Annotated in this window: 13 protein-coding genes; 12 read left to right on the top strand and 1 reads right to left on the bottom strand. The window is 71.5% G+C overall.

The window, feature by feature from the left end; genetic code table 11:
• Nucleotides 1–191 precede the first annotated feature (191 nt).
• From ACIQMV_RS00480 to nusB, 4 genes are all read left to right on the top strand, one after another.
• The gene (locus tag ACIQMV_RS00480) at nt 192–1166 is read left to right on the top strand and encodes an AAA family ATPase (protein WP_402590956.1); all 975 of its coding nucleotides are present in this window, start codon (nt 192–194) and stop codon (nt 1164–1166) included.
• A 138-nt stretch (nt 1167–1304) separates the two neighbouring features.
• A complete protein-coding gene (locus ACIQMV_RS00475; protein ID WP_402590030.1) occupies nt 1305–2414 on the top strand; it encodes an aminopeptidase P family protein in 1110 nt (369 codons plus the stop codon).
• A gap of 56 nt (nt 2415–2470) precedes the next feature.
• The gene (efp, locus tag ACIQMV_RS00470; protein ID WP_141362778.1) at nt 2471–3037 is read left to right on the top strand and encodes an elongation factor P; all 567 of its coding nucleotides are present in this window, start codon (nt 2471–2473) and stop codon (nt 3035–3037) included.
• A 2-nt stretch (nt 3038–3039) separates the two neighbouring features.
• Nucleotides 3040–3474 (top strand): transcription antitermination factor NusB, encoded by a 435-nt coding sequence (gene nusB, locus ACIQMV_RS00465; RefSeq protein WP_141362780.1) that lies wholly within the window; start codon nt 3040–3042, stop codon nt 3472–3474.
• 218 nt (nt 3475–3692) lie between these two features.
• Here nusB and bldD read toward each other — a convergent pair whose 3' ends face one another.
• The gene (gene bldD, locus ACIQMV_RS00460; protein WP_004990661.1) at nt 3693–4196 is read right to left on the bottom strand and encodes a transcriptional regulator BldD; all 504 of its coding nucleotides are present in this window, start codon (nt 4194–4196) and stop codon (nt 3693–3695) included.
• Between the two features lie 254 nt (nt 4197–4450).
• On the opposite strand from bldD, the gene pyrR reads away from it, so the two are divergent.
• The 8 genes from pyrR (at nt 4451) to pyrF (ending at nt 14502) form a co-directional block, all read left to right on the top strand.
• On the top strand, nt 4451–5035 hold the full coding sequence (gene pyrR / locus ACIQMV_RS00455) for a bifunctional pyr operon transcriptional regulator/uracil phosphoribosyltransferase PyrR (RefSeq protein ID WP_402590027.1): 585 nt from the start codon (nt 4451–4453) through the stop codon (nt 5033–5035).
• Nucleotides 5036–5135: 100 nt separating this feature from the next.
• Entirely contained in the window at nt 5136–6113 is a 978-nt protein-coding gene (locus tag ACIQMV_RS00450; protein ID WP_141362784.1) for an aspartate carbamoyltransferase catalytic subunit, read from the top strand.
• A gap of 5 nt (nt 6114–6118) precedes the next feature.
• Nucleotides 6119–7405 carry a dihydroorotase gene (locus ACIQMV_RS00445; RefSeq protein WP_402590025.1) on the top strand — a complete coding sequence of 429 codons (1287 nt, stop codon included), beginning with the start codon at nt 6119–6121 and terminating at the stop codon, nt 7403–7405.
• Nucleotides 7402–7995, top strand: a complete 594-nt coding sequence (locus ACIQMV_RS00440) for a hypothetical protein (RefSeq protein WP_402590023.1) — start codon at nt 7402–7404, stop codon at nt 7993–7995. The genes ACIQMV_RS00445 and ACIQMV_RS00440 overlap by 4 nt, the downstream gene beginning before the upstream one ends.
• Entirely contained in the window at nt 7992–9149 is a 1158-nt protein-coding gene (carA, locus tag ACIQMV_RS00435) for a glutamine-hydrolyzing carbamoyl-phosphate synthase small subunit (RefSeq protein ID WP_402590022.1), read from the top strand. The genes ACIQMV_RS00440 and carA overlap by 4 nt, the downstream gene beginning before the upstream one ends.
• On the top strand, nt 9142–12450 hold the full coding sequence (gene carB / locus ACIQMV_RS00430) for a carbamoyl-phosphate synthase large subunit (RefSeq protein WP_402590021.1): 3309 nt from the start codon (nt 9142–9144) through the stop codon (nt 12448–12450). The genes carA and carB overlap by 8 nt, the downstream gene beginning before the upstream one ends.
• A 94-nt stretch (nt 12451–12544) precedes the next feature.
• On the top strand, nt 12545–13660 hold the full coding sequence (locus ACIQMV_RS00425; protein ID WP_402590019.1) for a quinone-dependent dihydroorotate dehydrogenase: 1116 nt from the start codon (nt 12545–12547) through the stop codon (nt 13658–13660).
• Nucleotides 13657–14502, top strand: a complete 846-nt coding sequence (gene pyrF, locus ACIQMV_RS00420; RefSeq protein ID WP_402590017.1) for an orotidine-5'-phosphate decarboxylase — start codon at nt 13657–13659, stop codon at nt 14500–14502. Before ACIQMV_RS00425 ends, pyrF begins: the two co-directional genes overlap by 4 nt.
• Nucleotides 14503–14727: the final 225 nt, after the last annotated feature.

Genomic DNA, 14727 nt, shown 5'->3' with positions numbered 1-14727 from the left:
CGTCCCAGGGCTCCGCGCCCGTGCCCCCGCCTCCTCCGGCATCGGGCCATCCCGGCGCCCCGGCACCGCAACCGCCGGGCCCGCACCCGTCGGCGCCCCATCCTCAGAGCCCACGCCCTCAGGGCCCGCCCCCGTCGGCGCCACAATCGCCGGGCCCGCGTCCGTCAGCACCGCACCCTCAGGGTCCGCCCCTGTCGGCGCCGCGTCCCCAGAGCCCGCACCCCCAAGGCCCGCCCCCGTCGGCACCGCATCACCAGGGGCCGCCTCTGCCGACGCCGCATCACCAGGGCTCGCCTCTGTCGGCGCCGCGTCCTCAGGGTCCGCCTCTGTCGGCGCCGCGTCCTCAGGGTCCGCCCCCGTCAGCGCCGCACCCTCAGGGCTTGCCCCGGTCGGCGCCGCATCCTCAGCAGCCGCCTCCGTCGGCGCCGCACCCCCAGAACTCGCAGCCTCAGCGGCCGCACCCCCAGAGCCCACACCCGTCGGCCCCCGGGGTCCCGCCGCCCGCCGCGCCGCCCGCGACGGACGCCACCGGACATGTCCGGCTGCCGCCGGGCGGTCCCGTCGGCATGCCCAGCGTGCCGCCGGCCCAGACCGCGCCCGACCCGACGACCACCACGCTGGCGGTGCTGCTGATCGGGCCGGCGGGCGCGGGCAAGACGAGCGTCGCCAAGTACTGGGCCGACCACCGCCGCGTGCCCACCGCGCACATCAGCCTCGACGACGTCCGCGAGTGGGTCCGCTCCGGCTTCGCCGACCCGCAGTCGGGCTGGAACGACCACTCCGAGGCGCAGTACCGCCTCGCCCGCCGCACCTGCGGATTCGCCGCCCGCAACTTCCTCGCCAACGGCATCTCGTGCATCCTCGACGACGCCGTCTTCCCCGACCGCCCGGTGGTCGGGCTCGGCGGCTGGAAGCGCCATGTCGGCCCCGGCCTGCTCCCGGTCGTGCTGCTGCCCGGCCTGGACATCGTCCTGGAGCGCAACGCCGAGCGTTCCGGAAACCGCCGGCTGACGGACGAGGAGGTCGCCCGCATCCACGGCCGCATGGCCGGCTGGTACGGATCCGGCCTCCCCATCATCGACAACTCCCAACTCGACGTCCCGGCCACGGCCAGAGTCCTGGACGAGGTCCTGTCCCGAGCCATCGCCAGCCCCCCGAACTGGTAGGGCGCGGCCGCGCCCGGCGGGCCCGGGCAGGCGGCCCGACCGCCGGACACGGCACCCGGCGCCCCGGGGCCGGGATCCGGCAGACCCACTCGGACCTCTCGAACGGCGATATTGAGCCATGACTCTTACGCTCGGTTCATGTCAGAGGTGTACGCGGCCCGCCGGACCCGGCTGAGGGAGCGCTGCAACGCGGGCGGCAGCGCGGCGGCGCTGGTGACTCGTCCCGCCAATGTGCGGTACCTCGCGGGGGCGGCCCCGCAGGGTGCCGTCCTGCTTCTCGGAAGGCGCGAGGACCTGCTGGTGTGCCAGAGCCCGCCGGACGACCGGCCCTGCGAGGGCCGGACCGACGAGGCGCTGCGGGTGCAGGTCCTGCCCCAACCCTCCGGCGGCGACCCGGCCGTCGCCGCCGCCGACCACGCCCGGACCCAGGGCGCCGACTCGCTCGCCGTGGAGGAGCACCACCTCACGGTGGCCCGCTACCGGGCCCTCGGCTCGGTGGCGCCCCAGTTGCGTCTGACCGACCTGGGCAGCGCGGTCGAGCAGCTCCGAGTCGTCAAGGACGAGGAGGAGATCTCCTGTCTGAGAATCGGTGCCGAGATCGCCGATCAGGCCCTCGGTGAGCTGCTGGAGTCGATCCTGGTCGGCCGCACCGAGCGCCATCTCGCCCTGGAGCTGGAGCGGCGGCTCGTCGACCACGGCGCCGACGGACCCGCTTTCCCGACCTCCGTGGCCACCGGCCCGAACTCCGGCCGCCGCGGCCACCGGCCCACCGACCGGCGGGTCGAGGAGGGCGACTTCCTCACGGTGTGCCTGGGCGCCGCCTACCGCGGCTACCGCTGCGAGATCGGCCGCACCTTCGTGATCGGCACGTCTCCGGCGGACTGGCAGATCCAGCTCTACGACCTGGTCTTCGCAGCCCAGCGCGCCGGACGGGAGGCCCTGGCCCCCGGCGCCGCCTACCGTGACGTGGACCGCGCCGCGCGCCAGGTACTGGATTCGGCCGGGTTCGCAGAGGGCCTGCAACCCCTCACCGGGCACGGGGTCGGACTCGAAATCGACGAGGACCCGCAGCTGGCCCCTTCAGCCATGGGTAAACTGGACGCTTGCGTGCCGGTCACCGTCGAACCTGGGGTCCACCTCCCGGGCCGGGGCGGTGTCCGGATCGATGACACGCTCGTCGTACGCCCCGAGGCGGACGGCGGACCCGAGCTACTCACCATCACGACCAAGGAGCTCCTCGCGCTCTAGCCTCGCGCTGTGCGCCTGCCCCCGGGTCGTACGTCAGTCCAGGAGATTCCGCAACCGTGGCTTCCACGAACGACCTCAAGAACGGCATGGTGCTCAAGCTCGACGGCGGCCAGCTGTGGTCCGTCGTCGAGTTCCAGCACGTCAAGCCCGGCAAGGGCCCGGCCTTCGTGCGCACCAAGCTCAAGAACGTGCTCTCCGGCAAGACCGTCGACAAGACGTTCAACGCCGGCGTCAAGGTCGAAACGGCCACCGTCGACAAGCGTGACATGCAGTTCTCCTACATGGACGGCGACTACTTCGTCTTCATGGACATGGAGACCTACGACCAGCTGCACATCGACCGCAAGGTCGTCGGCGACACCGCCAACTTCCTGATCGAGGGCTTCGAGGCCACCGTCGCCCAGCACGAGGGCGAGGTGCTCTTCGTCGAGCTGCCGGCCGCCGTCGAGCTGACCGTCGCCGAGACCGAGCCGGGCGTCCAGGGCGACCGCTCCACCGGTGGCACCAAGCCCGCCACGCTGGAGACCGGCCACCAGATCCAGGTCCCGCTCTTCATCACCACCGGTGAGAAGATCAAGGTCGACACGCGCACGAGCGACTACCTCGGCCGGGTGAACAGCTAACCGTGGCTGCCCGCAACACGGCCCGCAAGCGTGCCTTCCAGATCCTCTTCGAGGGTGACCAGCGCGGCGCCGACGTCCTGACGGTCCTCGCTGACTGGATCCGGCTCTCCCGGACCGACACCCGGCAGCCCCCGGTGAGCGAGTACACGATGCAGCTCGTCGAGGGCTACGCGGAGCGCGCGACCCGGATCGACGACCTGATCGCGCAGTACGCGGTCGGCTGGACGCTCGACCGTATGCCGGTCGTCGACCGCAACATTCTGCGGCTCGGCGCGTACGAGCTGATCTGGGTCGACGAGACCCCGGACGCCGTCGTGCTGGACGAGATGGTGCAGCTGGCGAAGGAGTTCTCCACGGAGGAGTCGCCCTCGTTCGTCAACGGCCTGCTGGGCCGTCTGAAGGAGCTCAAGCCCTCCCTCCGCCGCGACCAGGTGTAAGAGGGGACCGGCCCGCAGCCGGTGCCCGCACGGACGTGCAGGGGCCCGCAGCACGACTGCTGCGGGCCCCTCGGCGTCCGTGTGCACGCGCCCGGTCCCATCTGACCGCTTCAGGGCCGCGCTCACCCCACGGGGGCCGCGAAAAAGCCGCCGGGGTGGCCGGAACCAAACGGTTCCGGCCACCCCGGCGGCACGTTTCTGCTGGGTCTGCCGAGCGGTCAGCTCTCCTCGTGGGACGCCACCGCGCGGCGCGCGTCCGCGTCCAGCACGCCCCAGCTGATCAGCTGCTCGGTGAGGACCGAGGGCGACTGGTCGTAGATGACGGCGAGTGTGCGCAGGTCGTCCTGGCGGATGGAGAGCACCTTGCCGTTGTAGTCACCGCGCTGCGACTGGATCGTCGCCGCGTAGCGCTGGAGCGGGCCCGCCTTCTCGGCCGGCACCGTGGCCAGCCGCTCCAGGTCCAGGACCAGCTTCGGCGGGGGCTCGGCGGCTCCGCCGGGGGTGGTGCCCGGCAGCAGCTCCTGCACGGGGACCCCGTAGAAATCCGCCAGTTCGGCGAGGCGCTGCACGGTCACGGCACGGTCGCCGCGCTCGTACGAACCGACCACGACCGCCTTCCAGCGTCCCTGGCTCTTCTCCTCGACACCGTGGAGGGAAAGGCCCTGCTGGGTGCGGATCGCCCGGAGCTTGGCCCCGAGCTGTTTGGCGTATTCGCTGGACATATGGCTCCCCGGACACTGTGTCGACGCGACTGGCTCGGGTGCCACGCCGCGCGGCTGGTAACTCACTGTGAGGTTACGCAGCGTTACTCTGCCGCGTCAAGCCGAATGGTCCGCAGCGCCGCTTCCGTGGTAACCGCGGTCCGTTGCGCCAAGGGGGTGATCAGGGAGGTCTCCGGCACCTGGTAGCGTGTATGGCGCAATTCCGACGTCCTTTAAGGTCCGTCCCGTGAGGCGGAGAAGGAGGTCCGTTTCTTATGGACTCGCACGAAACCACGCAAGCGTCCGATGCCCGGCCCGTTCTCGAGGGCCCCGACATCGAGCGGGTGCTGACCCGCATCGCCCACGAGATCGTCGAGCGCGCCAAGGGCGCCGACGACGTGATGCTCCTCGGCATTCCGACCCGGGGCGTCTTCCTCGCCCAGCGGCTCGCCGTCAAACTCGAGCAGATCACCGAACGCAAGGTCCCCTGCGGCTCGCTCGACATCACCATGTACCGCGACGACCTGCGCATGCAGCCCCCGCGTGCGCTGGCCCGCACCGAGATCCCCGGTGACGGCATCGACGGCCGCCTCGTCGTCCTCGTCGACGACGTGCTCTTCTCCGGCCGCACCATCCGCGCCGCCCTCGACGCCCTGAACGACATCGGGCGTCCGCGCGCGGTGCAGCTCGCCGTCCTCGTCGACCGCGGCCACCGCGAACTGCCGATCCGCGCCGACTACGTCGGCAAGAACCTCCCCACGTCGCTGCGGGAGACGGTCAAGGTCCTGCTCGCCGAGGAGGACGGTCGCGACACCGTGCTGCTCGGCGCCAAGCCGGCCGCCCAGGGCGACCAGCCGTAACACGCGCGCGTACGCATCGCCGTACGCCCCGCGCGTGTGCCCTCGCACGCGCCCGTATGCCCCAATTCTCCCGAATGAACCGCCTTACGGAGCCTGACAGATGCAGCGTCATCTCATCTCGGCCGCCGACCTCACCCGCGACGACGCCGTCCTGATCCTCGACACCGCCGAGGAGATGGCCCGGGTCGCCGACCGGCCGATCAAGAAACTGCCGACCCTGCGCGGCCGCACCGTCGTCAACCTCTTCTTCGAGGACTCCACCCGCACCCGGATCTCCTTCGAGGCCGCGGAGAAGCGGCTGTCCGCGGACGTCATCAACTTCACCGCCAAGGGATCGTCGGTGTCCAAGGGCGAGTCCCTGAAGGACACCGCCCAGACCCTGGAGGCCATGGGCGTCGACGCCGTGGTCATCCGGCACGGCGCCTCCGGGGCCCCGTACCGGCTGGCCAACTCCGGCTGGATCGACGCCGCCGTCATCAACGCCGGCGACGGCACCCACCAGCACCCCACCCAGGCGCTGCTCGACGCCTTCACCCTGCGCCGCCGGCTGGTCGGCAGGGACGCGGGCCTCGGCCAGGACCTGTCCGGCAGGCGCGTCACCCTCGTCGGCGACGTGCTGCACAGCAGGGTGGCCCGGTCCAACGTCGACCTGCTGCACACCCTCGGCGCCGAAGTGACCCTGGTCGCCCCGCCGACCCTGCTGCCGGTCGGCGTCGGGTCCTGGCCCTGCGAGGTCTCCTACGACCTCGACGCCACCCTGCCCAAGTCCGACGCGGTGATGATGCTCCGCGTGCAGCGCGAGCGGATGAACGACGCCTTCTTCCCGACCGAGCGCGAGTACTCGCGGCGCTACGGTCTGGACGCCGAGCGGATGGCCAGGATGCCCGAGCACGCCATCGTGATGCACCCCGGCCCGATGGTCCGCGGAATGGAGATCACCGCCGAGGTCGCGGACTCCGACCGCTGCACCGCCGTCGAGCAGGTCACCAACGGCGTCTCCATCCGCATGGCCGTGCTGTACCTCCTGCTCGGGGGCATGGAGCCCGCCCCGCAAGCCCGCACCACCGAGGAGAAGTAAGAGACATGAGCAAGATTCTGATCCGTGGTGCCAAGGTGCTCGGCGGCGCGCCGCAGGACGTCCTGATCGACGGCGAGGTCGTCGAGGCGGTCGGCACCGGACTGTCTGCCGAGGGCGCGGAGATCGTCGAGGCCGACGGCAAGGTGCTGCTGCCGGGCCTGGTCGACCTGCACACCCACCTGCGCGAGCCGGGCCGCGAGGACTCGGAGACCGTCCTGACCGGCACCCGCGCGGCCGCCTCCGGCGGCTACACCGCCGTGTTCGCCATGGCCAACACCTTCCCCGTGGCCGACACCGCCGGCGTCGTCGAGCAGGTCTGGCGTCTGGGCCGGGAGCACGGCTACTGCGATGTGCAGCCCATCGGCGCCGTCACGGTCGGCCTGGAGGGCCGCAAGCTCGCCGAACTCGGCGCCATGCACGAGTCGGCCGCCGGGGTCACCGTCTTCTCCGACGACGGCAAGTGCGTCGACGACGCGGTGATCATGCGCCGGGCGCTGGAGTACGTGAAGGCCTTCGGCGGCGTCGTCGCCCAGCACGCCCAGGAGCCGCGGCTGACCGAGGGCGCCCAGATGAACGAGGGCGTCGTCTCCGCCGAACTGGGCCTGGGCGGCTGGCCGGCCGTCGCCGAGGAGTCGGTCATCGCCCGCGACGTCCTGCTCGCCGATCACGTCGGCTCCCGCGTCCACATCTGCCACCTGTCGACCGCGGGCAGCGTCGAGATCGTCCGCTGGGCCAAGTCCCGCGGCATCCAGGTCACCGCCGAGGTCACCCCGCACCACCTGCTCCTCACCGACGAGCTGGTGCGCACCTACAACCCGGTCTACAAGGTCAACCCGCCGCTGCGCACCGAGCGGGACGTGCACGCCCTGCGCGAGGCGCTCGCCGACGGCACGATCGACATCGTCGCCACCGACCACGCCCCGCACCCGCACGAGGACAAGGACTGCGAGTGGGCCGCGGCCGCCATGGGCATGGTCGGCCTGGAGACCGCCCTGTCCGTGCTCCAGGAGACCATGGTCGACACCGGTCTGCTGGACTGGGCGGGCATCGCGGACCGCATGTCCTTCGCGCCGGCCCGGATCGGGCGGGCCACCGGCCACGGCCGCCCCGTCTCGGCAGGTGAGCCCGCCAACCTCACGCTGGTCGACACGGCATACCGTGGGCAGGTGGACCCCGCGGGCTTCGCCTCGCGCAGCCGGAACACCCCGTACGAGGGACGTGAGCTGCCGGGCCGTGTCACCCACACGTGGCTCCGGGGCAAGGCCACGCTCGTCGACGGGAAGCTCACGTGACATCTGCACCTCTGCTCGCAGCCGGGCTCGCGACCGAAGTCGCCGCGGAAGGGAAATCGGCCACGGTCACCGACTGGGGCGCCCGTATCGGCTGGCTGATCGGCCTCGTCCTGTTCATCGCCCTCGTCTACTGGCTGATGCGCGAGGGCTGGAAGTGGCGCGCCACCCTCCAGGGCGACCTGCCCGAGCTGCCGAGCGCGCCGGAGGAGCCCGGTCCGGCGCACCTGACGATGACCGGCCGCTACCACGGCTCCACCACCGCCGGGCAGTGGCTGGACCGCATCGTGGCGCGCGGCCTGGGCACCCGCAGCCGGGCCGAGCTGACCCTGACCGACGCGGGCCTGGACGTGGTGCGCCCCGGAGCGAACGACTTCTTCGTCCCGGCCGCACAGCTGCGCGGGGCCCGGCTCGACAAGGGCATCGCCGGCAAGGTGCTCACCGAGGGCGGACTGCTCGTCGTGACCTGGGAGCACGGCGATCGCCTGATCGACTCCGGGTTCCGCTCCGACCGGGCGGCCGAGCACACCGAGTGGGTCGAGGCCCTCACCACCATGATCGAGAAGAACAGCACGGAAGGCGCCGAACGATGACCACCTCCACCAGGGGAACCTCGAAGGTTCCCGCCGTACTCGTCCTGGAGGACGGCCGGATCTTCCGCGGCCGTGCCTACGGGGCCGTGGGGGAGACGTTCGGCGAGGCCGTGTTCTCCACCGGCATGACCGGCTACCAGGAGACGCTCACCGACCCGTCGTACCACCGTCAGGTCGTCGTCATGACCGCTCCGCACGTCGGCAACACCGGCGTCAACGACGAGGACCCCGAGTCGAACCGGATCTGGGTCTCCGGCTACGTCGTGCGCGACCCCGCGCGCCGGCCCTCCAACTGGCGTGCCCAGCGCACCCTGGACGAGGAGCTCGCCGCGCAGGGCGTCGTCGGCATCAGCGGCATCGACACCCGCGCCCTCACCCGCCACCTGCGCGAGCGCGGCGCCATGCGCGTCGGCGTCTTCAGCGGGGAGGCCGTCCAGGACGACGCCGCGCTGCTGGCCCGCGTCCTGGAGTCGCCCCGGATGGAGGGCGCGGACCTGTCCGCCGAGGTGGCCACCGAGGAGGCGTACGTGGTCCCCGCGATCGGCGAGAAGAAGTTCACCGTCGCCGCGGTCGACCTCGGCATCAAGGGCATGACCCCGCACCGCATGGCCGAACGCGGCATCGAGGTGCACGTGCTGCCCGCCACCGCCACGGTCGAGGACGTGTACGCGGTCGGGCCCGACGGCGTGTTCTTCTCCAACGGCCCCGGCGACCCGGCCACCGCCGACCACGCCGTCTCCGTCATGCGGGGCGTCCTGGAGCGCGGCACGCCGCTGTTCGGCATCTGCTTCGGCAACCAGATCCTGGGCCGCGCGCTGGGCTTCGGCACCTACAAGCTGAAGTACGGCCACCGCGGCATCAACCAGCCGGTGCAGGACCGTACGACCGGCAAGGTCGAGGTCACCGCGCACAACCACGGCTTCGCCGTCGACGCCCCCACCGACCGGGTCTCCGACACCCCCTTCGGCCGTGTCGAGGTCTCCCACGTCTGCCTCAATGACAACGTGGTGGAAGGCCTCCAGCTCCTCGACAAGCCGGCCTTCAGCGTCCAGTACCACCCCGAAGCGGCCGCGGGACCCCACGACGCCGCCTACCTGTTCGACCGCTTCACGTCTTTGATGAGCACAGTCCTGATGGAGGGCCAGCGTGCCTAAGCGCACCGATATCCAGTCCGTCCTGGTCATCGGCTCCGGCCCGATCGTCATCGGCCAGGCCGCCGAGTTCGACTACTCCGGCACCCAGGCGTGCCGCGTCCTGAAGGCCGAGGGTCTCAGGGTCCTCCTCGTCAACTCCAACCCCGCGACGATCATGACCGACCCGGAGATCGCCGACGCCACCTACGTCGAGCCGATCACGCCGGAATTCGTCGAGAAGATCATCGCCAAGGAGCGCCCCGACGCCCTGCTGCCCACCCTGGGCGGTCAGACGGCGCTCAACACCGCCATCTCGCTGCACGAGAACGGCGTCCTGGAGAAGTACGGCGTCGAGCTGATCGGCGCCAATGTCGAGGCCATCCACAAGGGCGAGGACCGCGAGCAGTTCAAGGGCGTCGTGGAGGCCGTCCGGCGAAAGACCGGGCACGGCGAGTCCGCCCGCTCCGTGATCTGCCACACCATGGACGAGATCCTGGCCGGCGTCGACGAGCTCGGCGGCTACCCGGTCGTGGTCCGCCCCTCCTTCACCATGGGCGGCGCCGGCTCCGGCTTCGCCCACGACGAGGACGAGCTGCGCCGCATCGCGGGCACCGGCCTCGCGCTCTCCCCGACCACCGAGGTGCTCCTGGAGGAGTCCATCCTCGGCTGGAAGGAGTACGAGCTGGAGCTGATGCGCGACAAGCACGACAACGTCGTGGTCGTCTGCTCCATCGAGAACTTCGACCCGATGGGCGTGCACACCGGCGACTCCATCACCGTCGCCCCGGCCATGACGCTCACCGACCGCGAGTACCAGATCCTGCGGGACATCGGCATCGCCGTCATCCGCGAGGTCGGCGTCGACACCGGCGGCTGCAACATCCAGTTCGCGGTGAACCCCGAGGACGGCCGGGTCATCGTCATCGAGATGAACCCGCGCGTGTCGCGTTCCTCCGCGCTCGCCTCCAAGGCGACCGGCTTCCCCATCGCCAAGATCGCCGCCAAGCTCGCCGTCGGCTACACCCTCGACGAGATCCCCAACGACATCACGCAGGAGACCCCGGCCTCCTTCGAGCCGACCCTCGACTACGTGGTCGTCAAGGCGCCCCGGTTCGCCTTCGAGAAGTTCCCGCAGGCCGACTCCACGCTGACCACCACCATGAAGTCGGTCGGCGAGGCTATGGCCATCGGCCGCAACTTCACCGAGGCCCTCCAGAAGGCCCTGCGCTCGCTGGAGAAGAAGGGCAGCCGGTTCACGTTCGTCGGCGACCCCGGCGACCGGCACGAGCGGCTGCGCGAGGCCGTCCGCCCGACCGACGGCCGGATCAACGCGGTGATGCAGGCCATCCGCGCGGGGGCCACGGCCGAGGAGGTCTTCGACGCCACGAAGATCGACCCGTGGTTCGTCGACCAGCTGTTCCTGATCAAGGAGATCGCCGACGAGCTGGCCGAGGCGCCCGAGCTGACCGCCGACCTGCTCGCCGAGGCCAAGCGGCACGGCTTCTCCGACCAGCAGATCGGCGAGATCCGGGGCCTGCGCGAGGACGTGGTCCGCGAGGTGCGGCACGCGCTCGGCATCCGCCCGGTCTACAAGACGGTCGACACCTGCGCCGCCGAGTTCGCCGCGAGGACGCCGTACTTCTACTCCTCCTACGACGAGGAGAACGAGGTCGCCCCGCGAGAGAGGCCGGCGGTGATCATCCTGGGCTCCGGCCCCAACCGCATCGGCCAGGGCATCGAGTTCGACTACTCCTGCGTGCACGCCTCCTTCGCGCTGCACGACGCCGGGTACGAGACCGTGATGGTCAACTGCAACCCGGAGACCGTCTCCACCGACTACGACACCTCCGACCGGCTGTACTTCGAGCCGCTCACCCTGGAGGACGTCCTGGAGATCGTCCACGCGGAGCGGCAGGCCGGCCCGATCGCCGGTGTCGTCGTCCAGTTGGGCGGCCAGACCCCGCTGGGCCTGGCGCAGGCCCTGAAGGACAACGGCGTGCCGATCGTCGGCACCCCGCCCGAGGCGATCCACGCCGCCGAGGACCGGGGCGCCTTCGGCCAGGTCTTGGTCGAGGCGGGCCTGCCGGCCCCCAAGCACGGCACCGCCACCACCTTCGCCCAGGCCAAGACCATCGCCGACGAGATCGGCTACCCGGTCCTGGTCCGACCGTCCTACGTCCTGGGCGGCCGCGGCATGGAGATCGTGTACGACGAGGCGCGCCTGGAGGCGTACATCGCCGAGTCGACCGAGATCAGCCCCTCCCGCCCGGTGCTCGTCGACCGGTTCCTCGACGACGCCATAGAGATCGACGTCGACGCCCTCTACGACGGCGAGGAGCTGTACCTCGGCGGCGTCATGGAGCACATCGAGGAGGCCGGCATCCACTCCGGCGACTCGGCGTGCGCGCTGCCGCCGATCACGCTCGGCGGGTACGACATCAAGCGGCTGCGGGCCTCCACCGAGGCCATCGCGCGCGGTGTCGGGGTGCGCGGCCTGATCAACATCCAGTTCGCGCTGTCCGGCGACATCCTCTACGTCCTGGAAGCCAACCCGCGCGCCTCCCGTACGGTCCCCTTCACCTCCAAGGCGACCGCCGTGCCGCTCGCCAAGGCCGCCGCCCGGATCTCGCTGGGCTCGACCATCGCCGAACTGCGCGAGGAGGGGCTGCTGCCGAGGAACGGCGACGGCGGCACGCTGCCGCTGGACGCGCCGATCTCCGTCAAGGAGGCCGTGCTGCCGTGGAGCCGCTTCCGGGACACCTCCGGACGCGGTGTGGACACCGTCCTCGGCCCCGAGATGCGCTCCACCGGCGAGGTCATGGGCATCGACTCCGTCTTCGGCACCGCGTACGCCAAGTCGCAGTCGGCGGCCTACGGTCCGCTGCCGACCAAGGGCCGCGCCTTCATCTCGGTCGCCAACCGGGACAAGCGGTCGATGATCTTCCCGGCCCGTGAGCTGGTGGCCCACGGCTTCGAACTGCTCGCCACCTCCGGCACGGCCGAGGTGCTCAAGCGCAACGGCATCAACGCCACGGTCGTGCGCAAGCAGTCCCAGGGCACCGGGCCCAACGGCGAGCGGACCATCGTCCAGCTCATCCACGACGGCGAGGTCGACCTCATCGTCAACACCCCGTACGGCACCGGCGGCCGCCTGGACGGCTACGAGATCCGTACCGCGGCCGTGGCGCGCTCCGTGCCGTGTCTGACGACGGTCCAGGCGCTGGCCGCGGCGGTCCAGGGCATCGACGCCCTCCACCGCGGCGAGGTGGGTGTCCGCTCCCTCCAGGAACACGCGGGACACCTGACCGCGACCCGCGACTAGCGGCCACGAGGGGGGACACCGGAGACGGTGTCCCCCCTCTTCACGAGGACCCATGGGGACCCATGAGGCCCCGAGGACACCCGAGGACTCAGTGATGTACAAGCTTTTCTTCCGTCTGCTCTTCCAGCGGATGGACCCGGAACAGGCGCACCACCTGGCCTTCCGCTGGATCCGGCTCGCCGCCCGCGTCCCGGTGCTGCGCACCTTCGTCGCCGCCGTGCTCGCCCCCCGCCACAAGGAGCTGCGCACCGAGGCCCTCGGGCTGCGGATGCACGGCCCCTTCGGGCTCGCCGCCGGCTTCGACAAGAACGCCGTGGCGATCGACGGGATGTCGATGCTCGGCTTCGACCACGTCGAGATCGGCACGGTCACGGGGGAGCCGCAGCCCGGCAACCCCAGGAAGCGGCTGTTCCGGCTGGTCGCGGACCGCGCGCTGATCAACCGCATGGGCTTCAACAACGAGGGCTCGCTCGCCGTCGCCGCGCGCCTGGCCTCGCGCACGCCCGCGTTCAGGACCGTCGTGGGCGTCAACATCGGCAAGACCAAGGTCGTCCCGGAGGAGGAGGCCGTCGGCGACTACGTGAAGTCCGCCGAGCGGCTGGCCCCGTACGCCGACTACCTGGTCGTCAACGTCTCCTCGCCGAACACCCCCGGACTGCGCGACCTCCAGGCCACCGAGGCGCTGCGCCCGCTCCTTGCCGCCGTGCGCGAGGCCGCCGACCGGGTCGTGCCGGGGCGCCGGGTGCCGCTGCTGGTGAAGATCGCCCCGGACCTCGCCGACGAGGACGTCGACGCCGTCGCCGACCTCGCCGTGGAGCTGGGCCTGGACGGGATCATCGCCACCAACACCACCATCGCGCGCGAGGGACTCGGGCTGACGTCCGCGCCCTCGCTGGTGAAGGAGACCGGCGGACTCTCGGGCGCGCCGCTGAAGGCGCGCTCCCTGGAGGTGCTGCGCCGCCTCTACGCGCGCGTGGGCGACCGCATCACCCTGGTCGGCGTGGGCGGCATCGAGGACGCCGAGGACGCCTGGCAGCGCATCCTGGCCGGCGCCACCCTGGTCCAGGGCTACAGCGCCTTCGTCTACCAGGGGCCCTTCTGGAGCCGCGCGATCCACAAGGGGCTCGCCGCACGCCTGCGGACCAGCCCGTACGCCACCCTCGCCGACGCGGTCGGCGCCGACGTGAGGAAGGCGGGGGAGGCGGCATGAGCCCGGTGGAACCCTTCGGCGCGCGTCTGCGCCGTGCCATGGACGAGCGCGGCCCGCTGTGCGTCGGCATCGACCCGCACGCCTCGCTGCTCGCCGAGTGGGGCCTGAACGACGACGTGGCCGGTCTGGAGCGGTTCAGCCGCACCGTGGTGGAGGCGCTGGCCGGCCGGGTGGCCGCCCTGAAGCCGCAGAGCGCCTTCTACGAGCGTTTCGGCTCGCGCGGCCTCGCCGTCCTGGAGAAGTCGGTCGAGGAGGCCCGGGCGGCCGGGGCGCTGGTCGTGATGGACGCCAAGCGCGGCGACATCGGCTCGACCATGGCCGCCTACGCCGAGTCGTTCCTGCGCAAGGACGCGCCGCTGTTCTCGGACGCGCTCACCGTCTCGCCGTACCTCGGCTACGGGTCGCTGAGGCCCGCGGTCGACCTGGCGCGGGAGAGCGGCGCGGGCCTGTTCGTGCTGGCCCTGACCTCCAACCCGGAGGGCGCCGAGGTCCAGCACGCCGTGCGGCCCGACGGCCGTTCCGTGGCCGCGACCGTGCTCGCGCACCTCGCCGAGGAGAACGCGGGGCAGGCCCCGCTCGGCTCCTTCGGCGCGGTGGTGGGGGCCACGCTGGGCGACCTGTCGTCGTACGACCTGGACATGGGCGGGCCGCTGCTCGCGCCGGGGATCGGCGCGCAGGGAGCGACGCCGGCCGACCTTCCCCGGGTGTTCGGCTCCGTGGTGCGCAACGTGGTCCCGAGCGTCAGCCGGGGTGTTCTGCGTCACGGTCCCGAGGTGGGGGCGCTGCGGAGCGCCGCGGAGCGCTTCGCGGAGGAGATCAGGACCGCGGTGACCGGCGGCTGAGTCACCGGGCGGGCGTCCCGGGGCCCGCCTGGGTCTGGATACATCCTCAAATCCGGGGCATTATGTCCTAAATGCCCGGCCTGGCGGAGGCTGACCAGGACTTTTCCTCTGTTCTCGCTGACTCTGGCGGACGAGACCGCTAGTCTCCGTCGAGTGGGGGCGCCTCCCACGCCCTCAAGGTAGTGGGGGAGAACGGGCAAGCGTGTTGCTCGTAGCTCCTCAGGT

The sequence above is a fragment of the Streptomyces sp. NPDC091412 genome, assembly GCF_044756885.1.
Classification (GTDB): Bacteria; Actinomycetota; Actinomycetes; order Streptomycetales; family Streptomycetaceae; genus Streptomyces.
This window is presented reverse-complemented; position numbering and strand designations above follow the sequence as displayed.